At 41.4% G+C, this 22,807-nt stretch carries 20 protein-coding genes; 1 reads left to right on the forward strand and 19 read right to left on the reverse strand.

The features are described 5' to 3' along the window. Window positions 1-195: 195 nt before the first annotated feature. The 3 genes from thrB to mecA all read right to left on the reverse strand — a co-directional run bounded on the left by thrB (window position 196) and on the right by mecA (window position 3,240). Complete coding sequence (gene thrB / locus SORDD25_RS02105) at window positions 196-1,065, reverse strand: homoserine kinase (RefSeq protein WP_061852444.1); 870 nt, start codon at window positions 1,063-1,065, stop codon at window positions 196-198. 1 nt (window position 1,066) lies between these two features. Then, complete coding sequence (locus SORDD25_RS02110; RefSeq protein ID WP_061852445.1) at window positions 1,067-2,353, reverse strand: homoserine dehydrogenase; 1,287 nt, start codon at window positions 2,351-2,353, stop codon at window positions 1,067-1,069. Between the two features lie 146 nt (window positions 2,354-2,499). Then, window positions 2,500-3,240, reverse strand: a complete 741-nt coding sequence (gene mecA, locus SORDD25_RS02115) for an adaptor protein MecA (protein ID WP_000782704.1) — start codon at window positions 3,238-3,240, stop codon at window positions 2,500-2,502. Between the two features lie 122 nt (window positions 3,241-3,362). Here mecA and SORDD25_RS02120 point away from each other — a divergent pair, with 122 nt between their 5' ends. Then, the gene (locus SORDD25_RS02120; protein ID WP_061852446.1) at window positions 3,363-4,841 is read left to right on the forward strand and encodes an oligosaccharide flippase family protein; all 1,479 of its coding nucleotides are present in this window, start codon (window positions 3,363-3,365) and stop codon (window positions 4,839-4,841) included. A 46-nt stretch (window positions 4,842-4,887) separates the two neighbouring features. On the opposite strand, the gene SORDD25_RS02125 is transcribed toward SORDD25_RS02120, so the two are convergent. The 16 genes from SORDD25_RS02125 to SORDD25_RS02200 form a co-directional block, all read right to left on the reverse strand. Beyond that, a complete protein-coding gene (locus SORDD25_RS02125) occupies window positions 4,888-7,401 on the reverse strand; it encodes an MBL fold metallo-hydrolase (protein WP_061852447.1) in 2,514 nt (837 codons plus the stop codon). A 181-nt stretch (window positions 7,402-7,582) separates the two neighbouring features. Further along, on the reverse strand, window positions 7,583-8,299 hold the full coding sequence (locus tag SORDD25_RS02130; protein WP_061852448.1) for a LicD family protein: 717 nt from the start codon (window positions 8,297-8,299) through the stop codon (window positions 7,583-7,585). A gap of 3 nt (window positions 8,300-8,302) precedes the next feature. After that, window positions 8,303-10,456, reverse strand: a complete 2,154-nt coding sequence (locus SORDD25_RS02135; RefSeq protein ID WP_061852449.1) for a LicD family protein — start codon at window positions 10,454-10,456, stop codon at window positions 8,303-8,305. A gap of 8 nt (window positions 10,457-10,464) precedes the next feature. After that, complete coding sequence (locus SORDD25_RS02140) at window positions 10,465-11,433, reverse strand: glycosyltransferase family 2 protein (RefSeq protein ID WP_193750108.1); 969 nt, start codon at window positions 11,431-11,433, stop codon at window positions 10,465-10,467. Beyond that, window positions 11,430-12,266: a LicD family protein gene (locus SORDD25_RS02145; protein WP_061852450.1), complete on the reverse strand. Its 837-nt coding sequence runs from the start codon at window positions 12,264-12,266 to the stop codon at window positions 11,430-11,432. Before SORDD25_RS02145 ends, SORDD25_RS02140 begins: the two co-directional genes overlap by 4 nt. 143 nt (window positions 12,267-12,409) lie before the next feature. Beyond that, window positions 12,410-13,705, reverse strand: a complete 1,296-nt coding sequence (locus SORDD25_RS02150; protein WP_061852451.1) for an LCP family protein — start codon at window positions 13,703-13,705, stop codon at window positions 12,410-12,412. Then, window positions 13,702-14,550, reverse strand: a complete 849-nt coding sequence (pheA, locus tag SORDD25_RS02155) for a prephenate dehydratase (protein ID WP_061852452.1) — start codon at window positions 14,548-14,550, stop codon at window positions 13,702-13,704. Before pheA ends, SORDD25_RS02150 begins: the two co-directional genes overlap by 4 nt. Further along, a complete protein-coding gene (locus tag SORDD25_RS02160; RefSeq protein WP_061852453.1) occupies window positions 14,547-15,023 on the reverse strand; it encodes a shikimate kinase in 477 nt (158 codons plus the stop codon). The genes pheA and SORDD25_RS02160 overlap by 4 nt, the downstream gene beginning before the upstream one ends. Continuing rightward, window positions 15,016-16,299, reverse strand: coding sequence for a 3-phosphoshikimate 1-carboxyvinyltransferase (aroA, locus tag SORDD25_RS02165; protein WP_061852454.1), 1,284 nt, complete (start codon window positions 16,297-16,299; stop codon window positions 15,016-15,018). Before aroA ends, SORDD25_RS02160 begins: the two co-directional genes overlap by 8 nt. Before the next feature lie 90 nt (window positions 16,300-16,389). Next, window positions 16,390-16,728: a YlbF/YmcA family competence regulator gene (locus tag SORDD25_RS02170; RefSeq protein WP_000065973.1), complete on the reverse strand. Its 339-nt coding sequence runs from the start codon at window positions 16,726-16,728 to the stop codon at window positions 16,390-16,392. A 10-nt stretch (window positions 16,729-16,738) separates the two neighbouring features. Beyond that, window positions 16,739-17,842, reverse strand: coding sequence for a prephenate dehydrogenase (locus tag SORDD25_RS02175; protein ID WP_061852455.1), 1,104 nt, complete (start codon window positions 17,840-17,842; stop codon window positions 16,739-16,741). 9 nt (window positions 17,843-17,851) lie between these two features. Continuing rightward, on the reverse strand, window positions 17,852-19,018 hold the full coding sequence (aroC, locus tag SORDD25_RS02180) for a chorismate synthase (protein ID WP_061852456.1): 1,167 nt from the start codon (window positions 19,016-19,018) through the stop codon (window positions 17,852-17,854). A gap of 9 nt (window positions 19,019-19,027) precedes the next feature. Beyond that, window positions 19,028-20,095 (reverse strand): 3-dehydroquinate synthase, encoded by a 1,068-nt coding sequence (aroB, locus tag SORDD25_RS02185; RefSeq protein ID WP_061852457.1) that lies wholly within the window; start codon window positions 20,093-20,095, stop codon window positions 19,028-19,030. Between the two features lie 18 nt (window positions 20,096-20,113). After that, entirely contained in the window at window positions 20,114-20,968 is an 855-nt protein-coding gene (locus SORDD25_RS02190; RefSeq protein WP_061852458.1) for a shikimate dehydrogenase, read from the reverse strand. Beyond that, complete coding sequence (aroD, locus tag SORDD25_RS02195; RefSeq protein WP_000767778.1) at window positions 20,958-21,635, reverse strand: type I 3-dehydroquinate dehydratase; 678 nt, start codon at window positions 21,633-21,635, stop codon at window positions 20,958-20,960. Before aroD ends, SORDD25_RS02190 begins: the two co-directional genes overlap by 11 nt. Then, the gene (locus SORDD25_RS02200; RefSeq protein ID WP_061852459.1) at window positions 21,632-22,795 is read right to left on the reverse strand and encodes a class I SAM-dependent rRNA methyltransferase; all 1,164 of its coding nucleotides are present in this window, start codon (window positions 22,793-22,795) and stop codon (window positions 21,632-21,634) included. Before SORDD25_RS02200 ends, aroD begins: the two co-directional genes overlap by 4 nt. Window positions 22,796-22,807 lie beyond the last annotated feature (12 nt).

Raw genomic sequence — 22,807 nt, forward strand, 5'->3', positions numbered from 1 at the left:
AAGTTTTTAACTAATACTCTTCGAAAATCTCTTCAAACCACGTCATCTCTATCTGCAACCTCAAAACAGTGTTTTGAGCAACCGGCGGCTAGCTTCCTAGTTTGCTCTTTGATTTTCATTGTGTATAAACTTCTTTTCAAAAAAAGGATAGGAAGCCCTTTAATCAAGACTTTCCCCATCCTATCTTCTATTTCTTTACTTTGTTTCGACACGGACACCTTGGGTATCAACCTTCAAATCATGAAGTTTACCTTTAAAAGACTGCTTTTGCAATTCAGCTTTAATTTTGGGCATCTTATCATGAGAAGCCAAAACCATAACTGTCGGCCCGGCACCAGAGAGGTAGGTTGCATAGGCACCATTCTCTTTGGCTACTTGCTTAATCGTCGCAAATTCTCTCACTAGTTCCTGACGATAGCGCTCATGGAAGAGGTCTCCCTCAATCGCTTGGCCAGCTGTCACCATGTCTCCTGCCAACAAGGCTGCAACCGCCACATTGGCGATAGAACTAGCTGCAACAGCTTCCTTGTAGGATAATTTCTTAGGCAAGACACCGCGGCTATCTCGGGTACGCAATTCATAGTTGGGAATGTAGGCTAGGAAATCACATTCTGGGAAGTCAGCCACAATTGCTGATACTTTCCCTTCAACAGAACTCGCAACAACGAGATTTCCATAGATAGCTGGAGCCACATTGTCAGGATGTCCTTCAATCTTGGTCGCCTGCTGCAATTTTTCATGGTCAGATAAGTTGAGCTTGCCCAGTTGGTTGGCTAGTTCAATTCCAGCAACAATAACCGAGCTGGAAGAGCCCAAGCCACGCGCCAAGGGAACATCACTGGTCATTTTCAAGCGTCTCGGTTGCAAGTCAGGCGCAATTTGCAAGGCAATCTTGAGCAAGAGATTACGCTCGTCATGTGGAATCCATTTGCCAATCTGGTGTTCAATCAACCACTCATCCCGTTCTTCACAAACCTCAATTTGAAGATACTTGGTTACAGCTACACCGACCGAATCAAAACCTGGCCCGATATTGGCACTGGTTGCAGGTACAATAATCTTCATCCTATTCTCCTAACACCTTGAAGGTATTCAAGAGGTCAAATTCTGAAGCTTTGGCCAACTCAGCTGAAACATTCTCAAGTTGTGCTTTATTAATCTTATGAGTGATAATCACTACACGCGCCTTGTCACCCTCTTTTCCGTCTTGGAGGATTTGCTTGAAGGAAATATCTTGAGAGTTGAAGATTTCAGCTAGTTTCAAGACCTGACCTTTTGAGTCAGGAGCTAGGATTGAGAAGTAATAATTAGCTTTAACATCTTCTGGATTTGCCAAGACCAAGTCACGGCTATATTCGTTGAAGTCTTTACCAATGGTACCATCATTCAAACGACGAACGATACGGACAATGTCCGCTACAACACTTGTTGCAGTTGGTTTTTGACCCGCACCTGGTCCGTAGTACATAGACTCACCGATACCGATGGATTCAACAAAAACAGCGTTCATTACCCCATTCACGCTGGCAAGTGGGTGTGCTTTAGGCAGGAAGGTTGGCGTTACTTCTGCAGCAATACCTGAAGGAGTTTCCTCGATAGAACCAACCAATTTCACTACATAGCCAAGGTCTTGGGCTACAGCTACGTCTTCTGGCGTGATGTTGCGGATTCCCTTGTGGGCTACATCGTCAAAGGCAACCTTCATACCAAAAGCAAACTGGCTCAAAATCACCATCTTGTAGGCTGCATCAATCCCATCCACGTCATTTGTAGGATCGCTTTCGGCAAATCCTAGTCTTTGCGCTTCAGCCAGAGCATCATCATAAGACCAGCCTTCTTCGACCATCTTGGTCATCATGAAGTTAGAAGTTCCGTTAACGACACCAAGAACGCGCGTGATTTTATCAGAAGCCAACGAATTTGCTAGAGTGCGAAGAATTGGAATCCCACCAGCAACAGCTGCTTCGTAGTATAGTGCCACATTGTGCTCTTTAGCGATTTCTAGCAATTCTGCGCCATGGACAGCCAAAAGATCCTTGTTAGCAGTAACAACGTGTTTCCCAGCTTCTAAGGCACGAGTGATAAAGGTTTTAGCTGGTTCGATACGCCCCATCAATTCCACTACGATAGTAATGTCCTTGTCTGCTAAAATATCATCTACATTGGTTACAAAGTTAAAGTCATTTCCTGCTGCAAGCAAGCGGTTCTTTTCATCTTCATCCTTGACCAATACCTTAGCTACTTCAATCTCCGAATGAGCTGACTGAACGATTTTTTCTCCATTTTCCTTTAGGAGGAATGGCACACCACTTGCAACGGTACCAAATCCAAGTAAAGCAATTTTAACTGTCATGTTTGTCTCCTAGAAATTTTCTGATATAGCCATTATAACAGAATTTTGTGAAAATTCCTATTATAGTAAATCACTATTTCAGTCTAGTAAAGAAAAACGAATCCCATGATTCGTCTTTCTTGATAAATGAAAATTGATTTTAAAAATTATGAACGAATCTTTTGCAGACCGAGAACTGCGTCATGGTTAATCAATATTTGCCCATACTCTTGCAAGACTGAACGACTGATGTCACTGTCGTCTGCAAACTCACGCATACGAGCCAAGAGCCAGGCTGGATATGGACTTGGATGATTTTCCACATCAACTAAGATTGTCAAATAATAGTGTCCATTCATCTTATAGAGTTCAGAGGTTTCCATCTGGTAGTTAACCGTCTTTGCAAAAGCAACTAAGTCAGCAAGGCTTGCAAAGCGCAGGATATAGTAGATATAAGGTTCTTTCTTACTCTCAGTCTCCTTGTCTGCCTGCTCTTGCTCTTCTTCCTTTGCTTCGACCTGCTCTAGAGATTGGATAGCCTCAATATCGTCCTTGGTCTTATCTGCAATGCTCTTTTCCAAGGTTTTGAGAAATTCATCTGGCGACATTTGGGCTAATTCTTCCATGTCTGGTAAGTCCGCCAAATCTTCAAAATCCAAATTTTGGTCAATCTTGGACTTGGTCACAAAGACGTCGACCTTATCAGGTTTTGGCGTCACGCGGAAACTTAGCATGCCACTATCCAAGAAATTGTCTGGCATCTCTAACTCATCTAAAATAGCATAGAAAAACTCTTCGGTTTTTTCCTGAGGAACGAGAAAGTCTGCAATCTCCATTCCACGATCCATCAAATCATCTAAAGTCATCGTGATTTTCAGTGTTGTATCACTAATTTGTTTCATCTTCATATCTAGTAACCTCATACTTTCAGTCTATCTATTATACTAGATTTTTACGATTTTATCAAAAGAATGAAGCGAGAATGTGATATAATACTAGATATGATTTTAGATTTAAGAAAGAAAGTTCAATGAAAAATATAAAAGTAAATGCCTTGGCCAGCTTGCTGGTCAATATTCTCAATATCGTTTTTCCACTGATAACCAATCCTTATCTGACGCGGATTCTCAGCAAATCCAACTACGGTTATTTCAATACGGCCAATACCTGGGCAAGTTTCGTTATTCCACTAGCTGCCTTTGGAATATACAACTACGGGATTCGAGCTATTAGCAAGGTCAAGGATGACAAGAATAAAATCAACTACGTCTTTTCTAAGTTGTTTTATATCTCGGTTTTCACCTCTCTCCTGACGACAGGTATCTACTTCCTCATTATCTTCTTTGACACCAGCATTGAGAATCTGAAGGTCCTCTACTACATCCTAGGGGCCCAAGCACTCTTCCAATTTCTCAATATCGAATGGATGAACGAGGCTTATGAAAATTATGCCTTCATCCTCTATAAGACATTGATCATCCGGATTGCCATGCTGGTCGCTATCTTCACCTTTGTTAAAACTGCAGATGATATCGTTCCTTATGCCATCGTCATGAGTGCAACCACTATCCTAAACTACCTGCTCAGTTTTCTTTGGATCAAGAGAGAAGTTTCCTTTGTCAAAATTGGTCTTGTGGAATTAATCAAAGCATCTAAACCGCTCTTGACCATGCTACTCTTAGCGAATGCTAACATGCTCTATACCTTGCTTGATAGAATGTTTATCACCAAGGGACCAGATGAAAACTACATTTCTTATTACACTATTGCTTCTAGCATCGTTATGTTGATTGCCAGTGTCTTAAGTGGAGCTATCAACGTCAGCATTCCACGACTTGGCTACTATCTCGGTAAGAAAGACTACGATTCTTATAAAAATCTTCTGAATCAAGGAGCTGCTCTCTTTTACTTCCTCATCATTCCAACTAGTATTGGGATTATAGTATTAGGAAACTACGCAGCAGTTATCTACTCTTCTGAAAAATACCTCGAAGCTGGTATTGTGACTAGTGTCTTCGCCTTCCGTACCATCATCTGGGCCATTGAGTTGATCCTTGGTAAACAAATTATCTTTATCAATGACCACGAAAATCGTTTGACTGCCTTTTACTTCCTTGGTGGTGGCGCCAATATACTATTAAATAGCATCTTGTATTTCAATAATATTTTTGCACCTGAGTACTATATCGCTACAACTATTCTTGCAGAGACTATCGTCGTTCTCCTGGAAATACGCTTTATCCAGAAACACCAACTGATTGATTTGAAAGAAATCTTTGCTACTCTGACACGTTACACTATTGTATCCCTTGGATTCATCCCTATCTATTTTGCGTTTAAATTTCTTTTCCAAATCAACTCTTATACGGTCAACTTCAATATGATTCTCATGGTTCTGTCTACCGTAGCAACTTGTGGTATCTATTACCTCTTGACCCTCTTTATCACCAAAGACAAAACACTCCACTATGCACTGAACCTTGTACTTGCTAAATTAAAACGAAATTAAAAAAATCCCCTACTGATAAATTAGTTGTCAGTAGGGGATTTCTTCTTTATTCTTTTTCTTTCTTATCAGAAGCGTTGGCTTCTAGATTTGAATCTTGTTTTTCTTGTTCAACAATAGAGGAATTAGCTTCTTGTTTCTGTTCTGGCTTGACTGCATCGCTATTTACAGCAGCAACAGCCTGTTTCCAGATTCCTTCTTCGTTTACTTTATAACCATCAGGTGTTGTTGCGTTCTTCAACAAAGAACCATCAGCTTGGAAATAGTACCAATTACCATCAAGCTGTTTCCAACCTTTCTGCATAGCTCCTGATTCATCAAAGTAATAATGATCACCATTTACTTTATGAAGGCCAACCAACATGATGCCATCTTCAGGATTTAGATAATACCAGACGCCTTTGTCTTTTATCCAACCAGTTTTCATGACTCCATTTGATTCAAAGTAACGGTAATGATTATCAAACCATTTCCAGCCAGTTTGCATGGCACCAGATTTGCTAAAGTAATATTGCTTACCATCTACTTGATGGAGGCCGATTAACATAATTCCTTCTTTACCTTCAAGATAATACCAGGCATCACCATCTTTCAACCAACCAGTTTGGAGTGCGCCAGACGTAGCGTAGTAATGCCAAGAATCATTTGACCACTGCCATCCAACTTGCATAGTACCTGCAGAGCTGAAGAAATAGTTTTTACCGTCAATCTCTTTAGATCCTACAGCCATGATACCAGTTTCTGGATCCAAATAATACCATGATTCTTTATCTTTCAACCAACCAGTTTTCATAGCACCTGAGTTCGTATAGAAGTACCAGCTATTGTCTTGCCACTTCCAGCCAGTCTGCATTGCACCACTAGCATTCAAATAGTAACGAGCACCATTTATATCTTGTCTGCCAGTTAACATGTTGCCATCTTTATCCAGATAATACCATGTTTCCTGATCCTTGACCCAACCGGTTTTCATAGCTCCAGAACTTGCAAAATAGTTCCAGTGACCATCAACAAAGGCCCAGCCAGTTTGCATGATACCTTCTTTGTCAAAGTAATAAGTTGTGCCCTTGATGTCTTTTTTACCAACAGTTAGAATACCATCCTCATCATAATAGTACCAATTTGAAGCAATTTTTTGCCAAGACGATGCTTTTCCTTCCGACTGCAGGGCACCAGTACTAGCAAAGACCATCTTCTTACCATTATAAACCTGAAGACCTGTCAGCATCTTACCTTCTTTGTCAAATAGATATTTCTGACCATCAATTTCAACTAACTGACTGTAACTTCTTGCCCCACTTGATGTGATGTAATACCAAAGACCATCTTGTTTAAACCAACCAGCTTCCTGCATTTTACCATCACTATTTAGATAATACCAGTTGCCCTCAATCTTTTCTCTTTCATCAACTAAATGAAGCCATTTATTAGCCTGCATTTGTCCCTTACCATTGAAGAAATAGTAAACCCCATCAATTCGTTGCCAACCAATAGCCATCTGATCATCAGACAAGCGATACTTCCAGTAACCATCTTCTTTATACCATCTTTCACTAACAGTAGGAATATTAGGTAGTGAATCGGACACATTTGTAAAACCATTTCTGCTAATTGTAAAGACTGTTGCATCCTTGGTCTGGCTAGAAGCATGTACTACCTCAATCCCATGTTTCTTAAGATAGTCTCTAGTTGTAGCAAGATTGGCTTCTGCTGCGGATGTGTGTACCACCATACTAGGAGATAGGGAGTCTAAGAAAGGAATCGTATTTGAAATGTGGGCATCATAATGATGGTTCCATTTCATCATATCCACTTTACCAATTTCAGGACCTAACTTATCCTCTGCCCCCTCAGCATTATCCAAGTCACCACCGAGATAAATCTTTTTACCCGCTACAGTAACCACTGCCACAATCGAATTGGAATTATCATCATAAACTCTCTTGAGTTTGCCATCACTGTCATATTCGTTTTTATAGTTATATAGCTGAATATCCATGTCACCTAAAGTGAAGTGACTTTCCTTCTCAGTGATGTCTTGCACAAGAGTTACGCCACGCTCTAGAGCTGTCTTGACAGCATTGTCATAATTAAAAAGATTGTCCCACAATCGCCATTTTGATGTGATGCGCTCATCTGAGTATCTCTTTAGATAAAATCTGTCTACAGGATAACGTTTCAGAACTTCATCCGCAGATCCAATATGGTCACTATGGACATGGGTTCCTAGAATAAAGTCAAGTTTCTTAATACCGAGCTGTTGCATATGTCTGAACAGTCTGTCCTCTAATACATACTCATTGTTTGTACTAATTCCTACACGACTTGGATATCGTGGATTACTTCCATCTGGAAAATCATAGTCTTCACCCATATCAATCAAGGCATAATGACCATTACTCTCAAGAATGATGGCATCACTTCCTGATACTCCTTTGGTATTGATAAAATGGATTCGGTTGCTTGAAGCATCTGCCTGAACTGCTGGTGTAAATAGTCCAAAGACAAGCAACAAGACTAGGGAAGTAAATACAAGGGTTTCTTTTATCTGTTTCTTTTTCATATAAACCACTTCTTTCTTTGATAGCGGAAGCTAGGATGGAAGATTCATCCTGGTAGTAACTTTTCTAGCTTCTTTCCGTCAATATAAGACAAAAAGAGGGAAGGAGAAGCCTGATTGTCACACTAGAAAAGGGACTAGAGTTAACAAGGAAGAACTTCAACATCCCCTCTTTTCTATATTACTAAAGAGATTTCGCCAAAAGGACCTTAGCCAAGCTAGCATCTCTTTGTTTGTAAATTGGATTTTCTTTCCAGTTGTAATGAGTATTAGGAATTTCAAAATCCTCCCCATACAAGTGGCTGATGTATTCTCTTGTATTTTCTGGAACTTTTACTAGAATCTCTTTAAAACTACATTCAGTAAGTGCTGCAAACGGCAATTCATAGTTGTAGACTTCATATCTTGTAGGATTTCCCAAGGCGTTTGTCATGTAGAAAATAGTGTCTGAGGAAATGCTTCCCTCTTTTTTATCATAGACAATAAAATCAACATTGAGGCCCTTGTAACTATAGGATAATTCTACAAGTTTATCATTGTAATAGAACTCTTTTGTTCTGACAAAGCCTTTCTCAAAAAGAACTTTCTCATCCCTTAAAAAGGCTTCGTAGTCTGGGATAATAATCCCAAAGTCCATATCTAAATCATGCGGAATCAGATCATTTTCTCTGTAGAAACCAAGTAAAGTTCCAAAATCTAACCAGATATCATAGGATTTCAGATTAGATTGATAGATGGCCTTTAGAATATCTTCAAAGTTTTCTTTGAGCAAATTGCTTCTCTTTGAATCCAAGTCGATATTGGCTTTTTGATTTAAATTTTTGATAATTGGTAGGTTTTTAACCAGGTCTTTCTTATCTCCTAAGAGACTGGCTAAACTTCTTTTTAACCATTGTAACACGTTCTATCCCTCCTTTATATAAGCGAGGAAGTCATCATGCTTCACTCGTTTTTCTAGAGGAGGAATTTCCATAAAGTCATCTCCGTAGATGGCAGAAAGGATTGGCTGATAGGCTTCAGGAATTTTGTAAACTCTATCTTCAAATGGACTATCAATCGTCGTATCCAAGAAGGACTTGTCAAATTTCGTAGAAATCCTTTTGTTCTCCATGAGGTAATCAATGAAGTCTCCATCTTTTTCTCGCATAGATAGGATGTTCATCTTACGGTTCCAAGTTTTGACGCGAGTCAAACGGAATACAAGTACAAGTAGATATCTGATGATATTCTTGAGTTTCGCATTCTTATTATGGATGCCATAAAGGGTATAGACTGATAAACGACGGTAAGTATCCAGTTTTACCATGTCCTTGTTAACATCAGCATAATAGTCAAATGGGAAAACGTCCACACAAATTCCTAAATCAATATCATTGTCGATATAGTTGTTATCATAGACAGTTCGCGCATCATAGACTCGATAAAATGGGTAAGGGTAGCGAGCGTCATTTTCCCAGGAAACCACTTTGTAGACAGGGTCATTATCTTGCAAAATAGCTTGATACAATTTATCGTATTCATCGCGTTTCAAAGAGATATCAATATCGTCATCCCAAGGAATGTAACCCTTGTGTCTCACTGCTCCCAGCAAGGTTCCATAAGCTAGTGAATAGTTGATATTCTCTTTTTGACAGAGATTGTGGATATAATCCATGACACCTAGTTCAACTTCTTTAATCTCCGCTTCATCTAGTTTTCTATAGCCGTCTCTTTTTTTATAGAGAACAGAGAAATAGTAACCTGAAATCACAAACAAGATACAACCCTGTAGAGAAATTCCATAGAAGGTTGAACTCAAGAACAAGTTAGAGATGAGAATAACAACAGTCATCAACAGGATGGTAATCAATTCATGATTGTGGCGACCTTCTTGAAGGTCTTTTTTATATTTCTTGAGACTTGAAACAATGAAGGAAAGCATAAAGATGGCCATAGGGATAAAACCTGTGATACCATCATAGAATAACAACTCAAGGTAGCCGTTGTGAGTAAGGTAATGTTGTTTGATGATGTAGGCTGAAGCATCATATTCTTTACCTAACTCATACCAGTTTCCTCCTGAATATCCAAACAGAGGACGTCTAGGGATAAAGGAAGCTGTTGACTGCCAAATGGCAAAACGGTTATTGGAGATATTCTCTTCACTTGTGTCAGTTCTCTCAAGAGAAAGATTGTTGTCTCCATTTTGTCCATTTTCTTGGTTCTTTTGGATTTGAGCTGAGTGAGCTTTCAAATATATATCGCTACTATATTTGATACCATTATAACAGACAAATACCAAACCTACAGTTACTAGAACAGTAAGAAGTGACTTGATTTTTTTAGTCCAGTTAGCCGTCATCAAAGCGTATAAAAGGGCAACGACAACCAAACAGATATAGGTTGTTCTGGAACCAGACAGTACAATATAAGCAAAGTTAAGTAGAATTGATGTGATAGCCAGAGTTTTAAGAACTGGTTTGTAGATTGACAAGCGCATCCACAAGTAAATAACCACCATCAGAGAAATAATAGAGAGATAGTTGGGACTGGCTAGAATCCCAAATAGACGAGATTCTACAAATCCTTGGCGGATTAATAACCCCTTGTAATCAAATACGCGGTAACCTTGCAACATGAAGAATTGCCAAATTGAGACAAGAACACCTAGGGTATTTGCGACAGTGATGACTGAAAAGAAGACATCAAAGAGGGCACGCGCTTTTTTCACTGTGAAAGACTGAAAGACAGGGTAGAGTGCAAAGAAATAGATGAAAAAGACAACTAAGTTCTTTATGTTTGTTGAAAATCCATACTTTACAACTAAGACCGCGGTCAGGATATTCATTATAAAAAAGAGAATCAAATACTCAATTTTTCGGACAGTCAGATAGGCTTTTTTGATAAAGAAATTATAAAGTCCCAACAAAACACCCATGAGGGTCATGCCAAGAGTGACAAATTTATTGGCCGAAATGGCCTGAAGTGGGACAATCAAGCCTGCCATACAGTAAAAAGATATAACTGATAAAAACAGCAGATTGATTTTAAAATAGTTTTTTTCAATAAATGAAATCATTGTTTCTCCTAACGCTTAGTTTGTGCAAGCAAGATTTTCGTATATAATTTTCGACTCAGGCACAAAGCTAAAAAGCTCACTTTTCTTGCTCTTGTAAAACGACTATCTAAAAGAATGTTCTTTGTGTTTTTCTTTAGATAGGCAATCAAACGGTCTTCTAAGACCCTATCCTTGAAATCTGCATCAACCAAGAGCCTATCCAATACATAGAAGTAAGCCCAGTTTAAACGCATGGTTGCAACATCTGCTAGTTCAGGATAATTCTCTCTTATAATATTCGCGTTTTGCTCATAAGCCTCAATAACGTTTAAAAATTTCAAGGAGAATTTTTGAGTCGTGATACTATTTTCACGGTGAACATAGTAGTATTTCTTCTCATTTGTTGCGACAACCTTGCGACAGTGATGAATCAAGGCAATCATGATGAAGGCATCTTCTGCTATTTTGCCAATTTCAAATCGTAGGTGTTCAAAGAGTTCTTTTTTATAAAGTTTGTTGACAGCTGTGACCGAGAGGATTTTAGCTTCCATAACCATTTTAATGGCCTCTTGGGGAGTTAATTCCCAGGTCTGAATCGTTGCAACTTGCTTTTCTGGAATTTGGTCATAGACATCATAATGTCCACACATAGAAAGATCAGCATTGGATTCTAGCATTTGGCGGTAAAGAGCCTCATACATATCTTCGTCAATGTAGTCATCACTATCGATAAAACCGATCAAATCAGAACTTGCCTCTTCAATCCCTCTATTTCGAGCATCAGACAAGCCACCGTTTTCCTTGTGAATGACACGAATCCGTTGATCTCTTTGAGCTAATTGATCACACAGTTCTCCACTATTATCCGTCGAACCATCATTGACAAGAAGAATTTCCAAGTTGGTATAGGTCTGTTTTAAAATGGATTCTACACACTTTTCCAGATAGGCTTCTACATTGTAGACCGGAACGATAACGCTTATTTTTTCTCCCATCATGCTCCATATTCTCCCTTGTACTCTGTGTAGCTCTTGTCCATGTCTGCTATAATGGCGTCATGATGCGGTACTTGCTTGTCCGCTGGTGGTGGTGTCATATAGTCCCCAAAAGCAGTGCTGAGATAGGCATCATAGCCAACTGGTATGGGCATCTCTGTTCCTTCAAATGGTAAGAAAAGATTGTCTTCAAAGGATGCGATCGGGTATTTGTTTCGCATGTAGCCGGGACCTGAGCATAATTCCGTGATTCCATCGCTCTCAGCCAGACTGTACTTGGTCATTTCTTTCTCAGCTTTTTTCCAAATGCGATAACGTAGAGATTTTGGTGTCAAACCAAGTAAAATGCGACTTCCCCATTTCATGACTGCACCATGCTTTTCTGGGACAGTTTGGGCACAGAAAAGGGAATAAATCAAGGCCCAACGGACTTGTTTCTTTCGCTCAGCTGGATTTTTAGGATAGTAATCTAAAGGTAACACATCCAAAGCTAAACCGTGTGGCAAATCCAAATCCTTTTGATAAGGCTTGATACAAGTTGTTTCCTTATCACGAATGGTAATAAAAAGGTTACGGTCTACAAAATCCTTGTGACTCTTTGACAAAAAATAACGCTCATCTGCATAACGAGGCCATAGGTCAACTAATTTTTCATAGTCCTTACGAGGCATGAAAAAGTCTAGGTCATCATCCCAAGGAATGAAGCCCTTGTTGCGAAGGGCACCAATAGCCCCTCCACCACAGAGATAGCACAACAAGTCATGTTCTTTACAAAATGCGACGAAATATTCAGCCATTTCCAGACTACGAGCCTGAATCGCTTTCAAATCACTCATGTCTCTCCTCTTCTGTCCAATAACGAGTTATATCGTTTTATTATACCATAAAAAAGCCCTAAAAATCCATCAGATACTAAGAAAAATCAAAGCCTAAACCACTTTTTCACTAGTGATTCAAACTTTGATTTTTTTATAGTATTCTATCTCATTCCCATTTGGGCGAGTTTGGTCTGGTATTTATTTTGATCAACTAGAAGTCCTTGTCCACCATAGATATCATAAGCGTCTACCCAGTCACCAAGTTCTGGGATGGTGAGTCTTTCAATGCCATTTTGAGCGCCTTCTAAGACAGATAAGCCATTGGTCAACAAGAAACTATATGGTAGATTTGTTGATGTCATGCCAAAGACTTTTCCAAGTGCCTCAGATCCTGTAAAGAGTTTAGTTGGATCTTTGATCTGCTCGAGAACGGCTGACATCACTTGTTGCTGACGTTTGGTACGTCCGTAGTCTCCTTCATCATCATCACGGAAGCGAGCATAGTTGAGCAAGGTAGAACCATTCATCTGCTGTTTTCCAACTTTGATAGTTTGGGTTGGCGACTCTGTCTCTGTTGCATGAAGGTCGTCTCCAACTGTGGCTTCTGTCAAAGGTTGACCATTCAATGTTGAGAATTGAGCATCAATCGTTACTCCGTCAGGGAAGAGGGTATCAATAGCTGTTGCAAAGGCCTGGAAGTCAACTAGGGCATAGTACTTAATATCCAAATCAAAGTTATCTTTTAGAACCTTGCGGACCATTTCAGCCCCTTTTTGCCCTTCTTGTTCCCCAAGTTCATAAGCAACATTTAGTTTGTTATCCGTTTGTTTCTGACCATTTACAATCTTACTATACCCGTCGATATAAACCAAGTTGTCACGCATAAAGCTGACGAGCTTAATCTTCTTATCCGAACCACTGACATTTAGCACCATGATTGTGTCTGTACGGGTCTCCGCACTATTTTGACCAATACGGCCATCTGTCCCCATGATTAGGATATTCACACCATCTTTGGTATCCTGACCATTAAAGACTTCTACTTGGGCTGCCTTGGCATCAGCTGGCTTATTGCTTGGATTGGCTGCCGACTGGAATCCTCGAAGAAACATGAGAATCATCCCTGCAGCCACACATGTAATCAACAGCAAGAACCAAGTCAGTATTCGTTTGAAGCGAATTCTTCTTTTTTTCTTTTTGACTTTAGGTAGAGGAGCTACCTTCTCCCGTTTCTTAGCCCGACTTCTATTTCCATAAGTCGGAAGATCAATATCGCTACTCCAAGTCTCTTCTTTTTCTTCTTGGTAGGAAGGGTGAACCTCTTGCTTGGGTCCTGTCATCTTTTGCTGCAGGTAATCAAACTCCTTTCGCTCCCGATCATTGAGGTAGTGAAAATTCTTAAAGAGATAGTCATAACGTAACTGCTCATGATGACTTAAAGAGCTTTCTTTGCTCATAGGTTCTCCTTTCCTAAATCCCTAATAGTGAAAATAGGGTAGGTTCCCAGTATCTTGTACTGGATACCAATTGTTTCTAGTTCTTGTCTGGCAAAATGAACCAGCTCTTTGGCACTATAATCCACATCGATAATGAAAAAGTATTCTCCCAAGGCTGTTTTAAGGGGGCGACTTTCTATCTTGGTTAAATCAATCCCTCGCCAAGCAAAGGTTGAAAGAGCCTTGTAAAGGGCACCGGGAAGGTTGTCCGGCAAGGTTAAGGCCAAACTCATTTTTTCAGTTTGTGATTGCATATGGATAGTGGGAATCTCAGACCCTAAAACCCAAAAACGAGTGAAATTGGCTTCCATTTCTTGGATATTTTCTGCTATCAATTCCAAACCATACTCAGCAGCTGAGTTTCTAGGCGCAATAGCCGCAAAAGGCTGGTCTGGATGTTCAGCGATAAAGCGGGCTGCATAGGCTGTGCTTGCCGTCACTTCAAGCTTGGCTTCTGGATAGTGCTCCTCTATGAATTTCTTTCCTTGAGCCAAAGCTTGAGGGTGTGAAAAAATCTTTTCAATCTTAGTATGACCAGGAACTGCCATCAGCTGCTGATGAATAGGTTGTACTATTTCTGCAACAGCCTGAATGTCCGCCTGATGAAAAAGATAATCCAAACTTTCATGCACACTTCCCTCAATGGAGTTTTCAACTGGCACCACAGAATAATCCACCAAGCCTTGTTCATAGGCCTTGATAACATCTGTGATGTTGGCAAAAGCCTGCAATTCCTCATTAGGAAAAGCAGTCTGCACAACGTGGTGAGAAAAAGATCCCTTGGGACCTAGATAGGCAATTTTCATCTCAGTTCCTCTATAATTTCCTCTGGGCTTAACTTGGTCACATCCAAAACCCGACTGGCTACTTCCTCATACCAAGCTTGTCTTTCTTGGAAAATAGTTGCTAGTTCTTCCTTACTATTATTTAGAAACAGCGGGCGCTGATTGTCCTTATCAGCTGCGATACGTTGGTAGAGGGTTTCAAAATCTGCTTTTAGGTAGATGTTATCAGGATTGGTTTTGAGCAAGTCGCGATTTCTCTGAGAAATGATAACTCCTCCGCCAGTTGACACAACTCGGTCCGTTTTTAGTAAGTCAGCTAGGACTTCTGACTCTACTTGACGAAAGGTATCTTCTCCCTTTTCAGTGAAAAAATTCGCAATGGACATGCCCAAACGTTCCTCGATTAAGGCATCCATATCGATGTAGTCAGGGTCCAATCCTCTAGCGATTGTCGACTTGCCTGCCCCCATAAATCCGAGTAATACCTTAGCCATGAATCAAGCTCTCCAAATCATCAAAGAAGCTAGGATAGCTGGTATTGATGGCTTCAGCACGGTCAAGTTCCACTTCTCCATCCGCAACCAAGAGGGCTGCAATAGCTGTCATCATTCCAATTCGGTGGTCACCAAACGTATTGACTCTAGCGCCATGAAGTCTTGATTCCCCTTTGATAATCATCCCGTCTGCTGTAGGAGTGATATCCGCCCCCATGCTATTTAAGGCATCTGCCACCACCTGAATGCGGTCGGTTTCCTTGACCTTGAGTTCCTCAGCATCCTTAATGACCGTTACACCTTGCGCTTGTGTCGCTAAAAGGGCAATAATAGGCAATTCATCAATCAAGCGGGGAATCAAGGCTCCACCAATCTCTGTTCCTTTTAAGTCAGAAGACTCGACAATTAAGGTAGCAGATTTAGCGATTGGATCAATTTCAGTTATTTCTAGTTTTCCTCCCATGGCACGAATGACATCAATAATACCAGTACGCGTCTCATTGATGCCTACATTCTGCAGCACCACACGAGAGTTTGGAACAATCAAACCTGCGACCAACCAAAAGGCTGCACTGGAAATATCTCCTGGAACAACTACCTTTTGTCCGATCAGTTTTTGTGGTCCTTGAACTGTGATTTTCTTGCCATCCACACTTAAATGGCCACCAAATTGTTGCAACATATCTTCGGTGTGGTTGCGAGTACATTCTTTCTCGATAATAACAGAACCCCCCTGAGCCTGCAAGGCTGCAAATATCAAGGCAGACTTGACTTGCGCAGAGGCGATTGGCAACTCATAGTGAATAGGTGTTAGGTTTTTCGTCCCTTTTAGGCGAAGAGGAGGCAAGTCTCGCTCTGTTTGACCAGAAATGCTGACTCCCATTTTTTTCAATGGAATCGTCACGCGATCCATAGGACGTTTGGAAAGACTATCATCTCCAAACATCTCTGCTTCGAAGTCTGCACCAGCAAGGACACCTGAAATCAGGCGAATCGAGGTGCCAGAATTCCCCATATCCAAGGCGTTCTGCGGAGCTTTTAAGCCATCCATGCCTACACCTTGAATGGTAATAACCCCATCTTTGTCCTCAATTTTAACACCAAGATCACGAAAAACCTGCATGGTTGAGAGCACATCCTCTGCACGCAGAATATCATAAACCTTGGTTTCTCCCTCAGCCAAACTTCCAAAAATAACCGAACGATGACTAATAGACTTGTCACCTGGAACCCGGATACTGCCATGTAAGTGGCGAATGTTTGTTTTTAGTTTCATAGTTGACCTCATACTTGCAATACTTTTTCTTATTTTATCACAAAAAAGCCAGAAATTCTTGAAATTTCTGGCTTTTATACATATAAAATACTATTTCAATAATTCTGAAACAGGTTCAAAGACAATTTTTTCAATGTCTGAAAGGTAAATGGACAATTGTTGCTGTTTGGCAAAGAAATCTGACAAAAGAGCATTCTCTTGGATTTGTTTGCTGAAAGACTGCATCTTTTCTTGGAAAGAGGCGTCTGGCATTTGTCCCGTTTGCGCCATGACTTGGATTTCTTGCTGGAAGGCGAGGTAATCTGCAAAAATTTTGCTAGCTTGTTCATCAGCTTGGATGGCATCTTTTGCCGCCTTAACCGCCTTGTATTCTGGTAATTCGCGTAACCCGCGACTGAGTTCATTTGCACTATCGTAAATATTTGACATGATTTTCTCCTTATTTGATGACGACTGTGTAGTCCGTATTTTCTGTAATTAAGCGCTCAGCTCGTTCTAAGTCTTGAGCATTTTTAAAGGAAATTTGTAGAATCCCGTGAATATCCTCACGGTTTTCTTCGTTGATGTGAATGTTGACCAAGGAAGTTCCTCGTAGCAATTCCAAAATCCGCAAGATGACATCTTCTTCATCGGGAACGTCGACATAGAGGTCGTAAGAGCTATCCACACCACCACGCTTATGGATTTCCATGGTCTGCCGTTGCTCACGTGCTTGATTGAAAAAGTTCCAAATTTGCTCTTCATCTCCCTTGGTGATGGCTTGTCCAACCTCATCTAGGCGCTCCTTGAAATCCTCAATCCGCTCTAGGATGGTCTCGCGATTGTATAAGAGAATGGAAGTCCACATACCTGGCTCGCTTTCCGCAATCCGAGTCATATCTCGAAATCCACCCGCCGCAAAGCGTCTTGCCAGCTCATGTTCTTGAGCATAAACTGCTGTCTGCTCCATGAGACTGGAGGCCAGAATATGAGGAAAATGGCTAATCTGAGAAGTCACCCGATCATGCTCCTTGGCATCAATCTCGATAAAACGAGCGTGAAGGCCTGAAAGAAGATCTTTCATTTCCTCAAGTGTTTCAGGACCTGTTAGGCTTGAAGGTGTGAAGATATAGTAGGCATTTTCAAAGAGATTGACATCCGCAGAAGCTGCCCCTGTCTTGTGGCTACCAGCCATGGGATGGGCCCCGACAAAGCGAACAGGCTTGCCAGCTAAATACTGCTCCGCTGCTTCCACAATGGCTGACTTGGTTGAGCCTGCATCTGAGATAATGACGCCTTCTTTCAAATCTAAATCTGCCAGTTCCTTAATAAAAGCAATGGTCTGTTTGATTGGCAAGGTCAGGATGATGACATCTGCTAGGGGAGCTAAACTGGCAAAATCATCCGTCGCACGGTCTATCATTCCTCGCTCCAAGGCAATGTCTCTCGAAGCCTGACTGCGATTATAACCCAAAATTTCATAATCCGGATGATCACGCTTGATACCGAGCGCCATCGAAGTACCAATCAAACCGAGACCTGCGATATAGATGTTTTTTGCCATAAGGACTCCTTAATAGTTCTTTGTATAGTCTCGGTGCTTGGCAACTGCCTCTTTTAATTCTTCAAGATTATCTGATGAGAATTTTTCAAGGATTTCCTGCGCCAGAACCGTTGCTACAACGGCTTCCATGACCACACCTGCTGCTGGAAGAGCGGTCGGATCACTTCTTTCCACAGTTGCCTTGTAAGGTTCGTGAGTCTCGATATCCACACTCATAAGTGGTTTATAAAGAGTGGGAATGGGTTTCATAACACCACGAACAACAATTGGTTGTCCATTGGTCATACCACCTTCGAAACCACCTAGATTATTGGTACGACGAGTATATCCGTCTTCTTTAGACCAGAGAATTTCATCCATAACTTGGCTGCCTTTTCGGTAACCAGCTTCAAAGCCGAGACCAAATTCCACCCCTTTAAAGGCATTGATAGAAACAACTGCTTGGGCCAATCGCGCATCTAATTTTCTATCCCATTGGACATAGGAACCGAGGCCAACTGGAACACCTCCGACGACTGTCTCCACAACCCCACCAATGGTATCACCGTCACGTTTGATTTGGTCAATATAATCCTTGATTTCTTGTTCTCGTTCTTGGTTGACAATAGAAACTTCAGACTGGGCAGCTCTTTGCTTAATCTCAGCGACTGTTAGATTTTCAGGAACATCGATTTTCTTACCACCAAAGATCACAACGTGGTTAGCAATCTCCATATCCAGCTCAGCTAAGAGACGTTTAGCTACTGCTCCGACTGCCACTCGCATGGTGGTTTCACGAGCAGATGACCGCTCCAAGGAATTTCGCAAATCGTCAAAACGGTACTTGATGCCCCCTACCAAGTCGGCGTGACCTGGACGAGGATGAGTGATTTTTCGCTTGCTTTTAAGGCGGTCTTCAATATCCTCCGCGGACATGATATCTAGCCATTTTTGATGGTCTTTGTTGATGACATCCATGGTAATGGGAGCCCCTGTCGTCTTCCCGTGGCGAACGCCAGAAGTAAAGACAACCTGATCACTCTCAATCTTCATACGACCACCACGACCGTAGCCACCCTGACGGCGTTTAAGGTCCCCATTAATATCCTCAGCTGTCAAAGGAAGTCCAGCTGGAATTCCCTCGATGATAGCTGTCAGACGGGGGCCGTGTGATTCTCCTGCAGTTAAATATCTCATACGTTCTCCTTATTTTATCAAGTAGTCTTTCATCTCTTCCAGAGAAACTGGGTGAATGGCCGCTGAACCAAGCTCTGGTACCAAGACCAATTTCAAGGTGTTCCCACGCGCTTTCTTATCATGAGTCAAAGCTTGATAAAGTTTATCAACATCCCAGTTTTCATAGTCAACAGGCAAACCAAATTTCTGACACATAGCTGTGATGGACTGGGTTATACCAGCTGGCATGAGGCCTTTTTCCTCAGCAACCTTGGAAATCTGTACCATGCCCATGGCCACAGCCTCACCATGCATAACCTTGCCATAACCTGCAGTCGCTTCAATGGCATGACCAATAGTGTGCCCAAAATTGAGGTAAAGACGGACACCATTATCCAACTCATCCTCAACCACCATCTTGCGCTTAACCTGACAAGAATGTTCAATCAAAGTCTCCGTATGTTCCAAAATGCTCTCTACAGAACCATCTAGCTCCGTCAAGAGAGCCCACAGTTCTGGATCCTCAATCAAGCCGTACTTGATAACCTCTCCCATCCCTTCAATCAGCTCTCTTTTTCCGAGTGTTTCAAGGACAAGCGGGTCAATCAGAACCCCATCTGGTTGAGCAAAAGTTCCCACCATATTTTTAGCAAAAGGAGTATTGACACCTGTCTTTCCACCAATAGAAGAATCAACCTGAGCAGTCAAACTAGTCGGAATCTGAACAAAGTGAATACCTCGCATATAGGTAGAGGCTACGAAACCAGCTAGGTCCCCAACGACACCACCACCTAGAGCCACGATTCCATCGCTACGAGTCAGACCTTGCTTGACTAAAAATTCATAGACCTTCTGAACAGTTGTTAAATTTTTTCGTTCTTCGCCTTCTAAAAAGTCAAAAACAGCTACCTGAAAACCAGCATCTTCTAAGCTTAGTTTAACCTTCTCTGCATAGAGAGAAGCTACATGGTTATCTGTCACAATGACTACCTTTTGTGGTTGCCAGAGTTCTCGCAACCATTGACCAGCCTGAGCCAGACAACCTTTTTCAATCTGAATATCATAAGGATGATGCGGAATATCGATTCTGATTTTCATAGTAGGGTCTCCTTTTCACTATTTATATTTTTCTGTTAAGGACTGCCAAATCTCGTCTGTCGGCATTTCTTTACCTGTCCACAGTTGAAAAGCTTCAGCAGCTTGATAGAGCAACATTCCTAGACCATTGACAGCTGAATTGCCCTGACTTCTAGCCCATTTCAAAAATGGGGTCTCAAAGGGTTGGTAAATAATATCTGCCACCAATAGAGTTTCTGGTAAGACTATGCTTTCAGGAACTGGGGATGATTTGCCATACATTCCCACACTAGTCGCATTGACGAGCAGGTCCGATTTGGCAATCTTTTCTTGCAGTTCAGAAATATCCTCCAAAGCATACAAGTCCACTTTAAAGCCTGTCTGCTCCTGTAACTTATCTAGGTAAGGTCTTGTTTTTTCCATGGAAACTGAACGAACAAAAACAGAAATCTGACTGACACCATCCAAAATAGCCTGAGCCAAAATGGACTTGGCTGCACCACCTGCCCCCAGCAGTGTCATCTTCTTACCTGTAATTGTAAAAGAAGGCAAGCTCTTAAAGAATCCCTTGCCATCTGTATTATATCCAATTAACGTTCCGTCTTGATTAACAACTGTGTTGACCGCCCCAATCAAACGAGCCTCATCACTCAACTCATCCAGATAAGGAATCACTTGCTCCTTGTAAGGCATAGACAGGTTGATGCCAAACATCTGGTAACGTCGAATATTGGCGACTGTTTCTGCCAAATCACCCGCTTCAATCTCCCAAGCTACATAGGCACCATTAATAGCTGTCGCCTCAAAGGCCCTATTGTGGATAAAGGGTGAAATAGAGTGTTTGATGGGATTGGCAACAACTGCAGCTAAACGTGTATAGCCATCAAGCTTCATCCAAAATCTCCCTGATTTTCTTCATGTTTGATAGCGAAATCTGACCTGGGGCACTCGCTTCATCCAGACTAGCAAATGACCAACTTGAACCCGTCACATCTGAAGTAATGCGTGATACCTTGCCCATTTTCCCCATGGAAATGGTCACGTACTCTTGCTCAGGATTGAGTGTCTTAAATCCTCGTGTGTAGTTCATCAGATCTAAAACATCCTGCTCCGTATGGGCCATAACTGATACCTTGACCACTTTGGGAGAGAGACTGGTCAACTCAGACAAAATCTCCATCATGTTTTCAGGTGTCTCCTGGAAATTATGGTAACTCAAAACAAGATTTGGAAAATCCAACATTTCCTCAAAAACGTCCTTGTAGCTGAAATACTCAAAATCTACATAATCCGGCTGATAAAGCTGAGTAACTTCCTTAATGATTTGAACATACTCTTCTGAGGAAAGTTCGATTTCTCCTCCCTCAGCGCGGGTCCGAAGGGTAAAGACAAGTTCGCGTCCTGCAAATTTCTCAAAGATAGCGGGTGCTACCTGTAAAATAGCGTCCTTTGTAAGAAAGTCCGCACGCCACTCAATGATATCGGCATCTTCATACCTAGTGGCATCCAGTTCTTGCGCTTCTTCCAAACTTCTTGGCATTACTGAAACGATTAATTTCATCTACTAACCTTCATACTAATCACCTTGAGGTAATTACTGCTTTCATCTTTTTTATTATAGGCAAAGTCTGCTGGAAGTCCGTATTGGTTCAAGACCTGATACCTTCTTCCTGCAAAACCTTTATCAATTTGTTCTGTAAATTTCTGGAGGGAAACATTGGCAGCATTGGTACTGGCAATGATAATACCTCCCGGATTTAAAATCTCTAGACTCTGGGAAATCAACTTGTGATAGTCCTTAGCTACAGAGAATGTTTGTTTTTTATTGCGGGCAAAGCTTGGTGGATCAAGAACAATCATATCATAGGTCAAGCCTTTTCGCTTGGCATACTTGAAGTACTCAAAGACATCCATGACGATAAAACGATGATTGTCCATGCTGAGTCCATTTGCCTGAAAATGGGCTTCTGATAGCTCTCTAGACCGTTTGGCCAAGTCGACAGAAGTCGTCTCACTAGCGCCTCCCATAGCTGCAGCAACAGAAAAGGCAGCCGTATAGGAAAACATATTGAGCAAGGATTTTCCCATGGCTAGACCGTCAACCAAACTCCCACGAACCTCATGCTGGTCTAGGAAAATCCCTGTCATCAAGCCATCATTCATAAAGACTTGATAGAGTACCCCATTCTCAAGAACAGTAAAGTAATCTGGCGCTTCCTCACCATAAACATAGGCAGACTCGTAGTCTAGACCTTTAAAACGAATCTTTTCATAAGCCCCCAAGACCTCAGGAAAAACTTCCTTAAAAGCCTTTACGATCAGCTCACGAATCTGGTAAACAAAGGAGTTGTACCAAGAAAAAACAGCATAATCTCCATAGAGATCAACAGTCAGACCACCAAAACCATCCCCCTCTTGGTTAAAAAGGCGAAAGGCAGTAGTCAAGTCATCTTGATAATAAGGCTTTCTAGCTTCCTTGGCCTTACGAAACAGGATTTCAAAAAAGTCTTGATTGAAACGCACCTTTTCCTTGCTGATCAACCAGCCGATTCCCTTGTTCTGCTGGGAAAGATAGGCACTCCCTAAAAACTTCCCGTCTTGACTAAGAACTTCTACTGCCTGATCTGTCAGATCAAGATCTGTTAAATCACTTGCTTCCAAAAGAACTAGACCCTTAGCTAGCTTTTTTTCAACACGTCTGCTGACCCTAATTCTATTCATAGCTACTATTAT

The sequence above is a fragment of the Streptococcus oralis genome (assembly GCF_001579525.1).
GTDB classification, from domain to species: Bacteria; Bacillota; Bacilli; order Lactobacillales; family Streptococcaceae; genus Streptococcus; species Streptococcus oralis_M.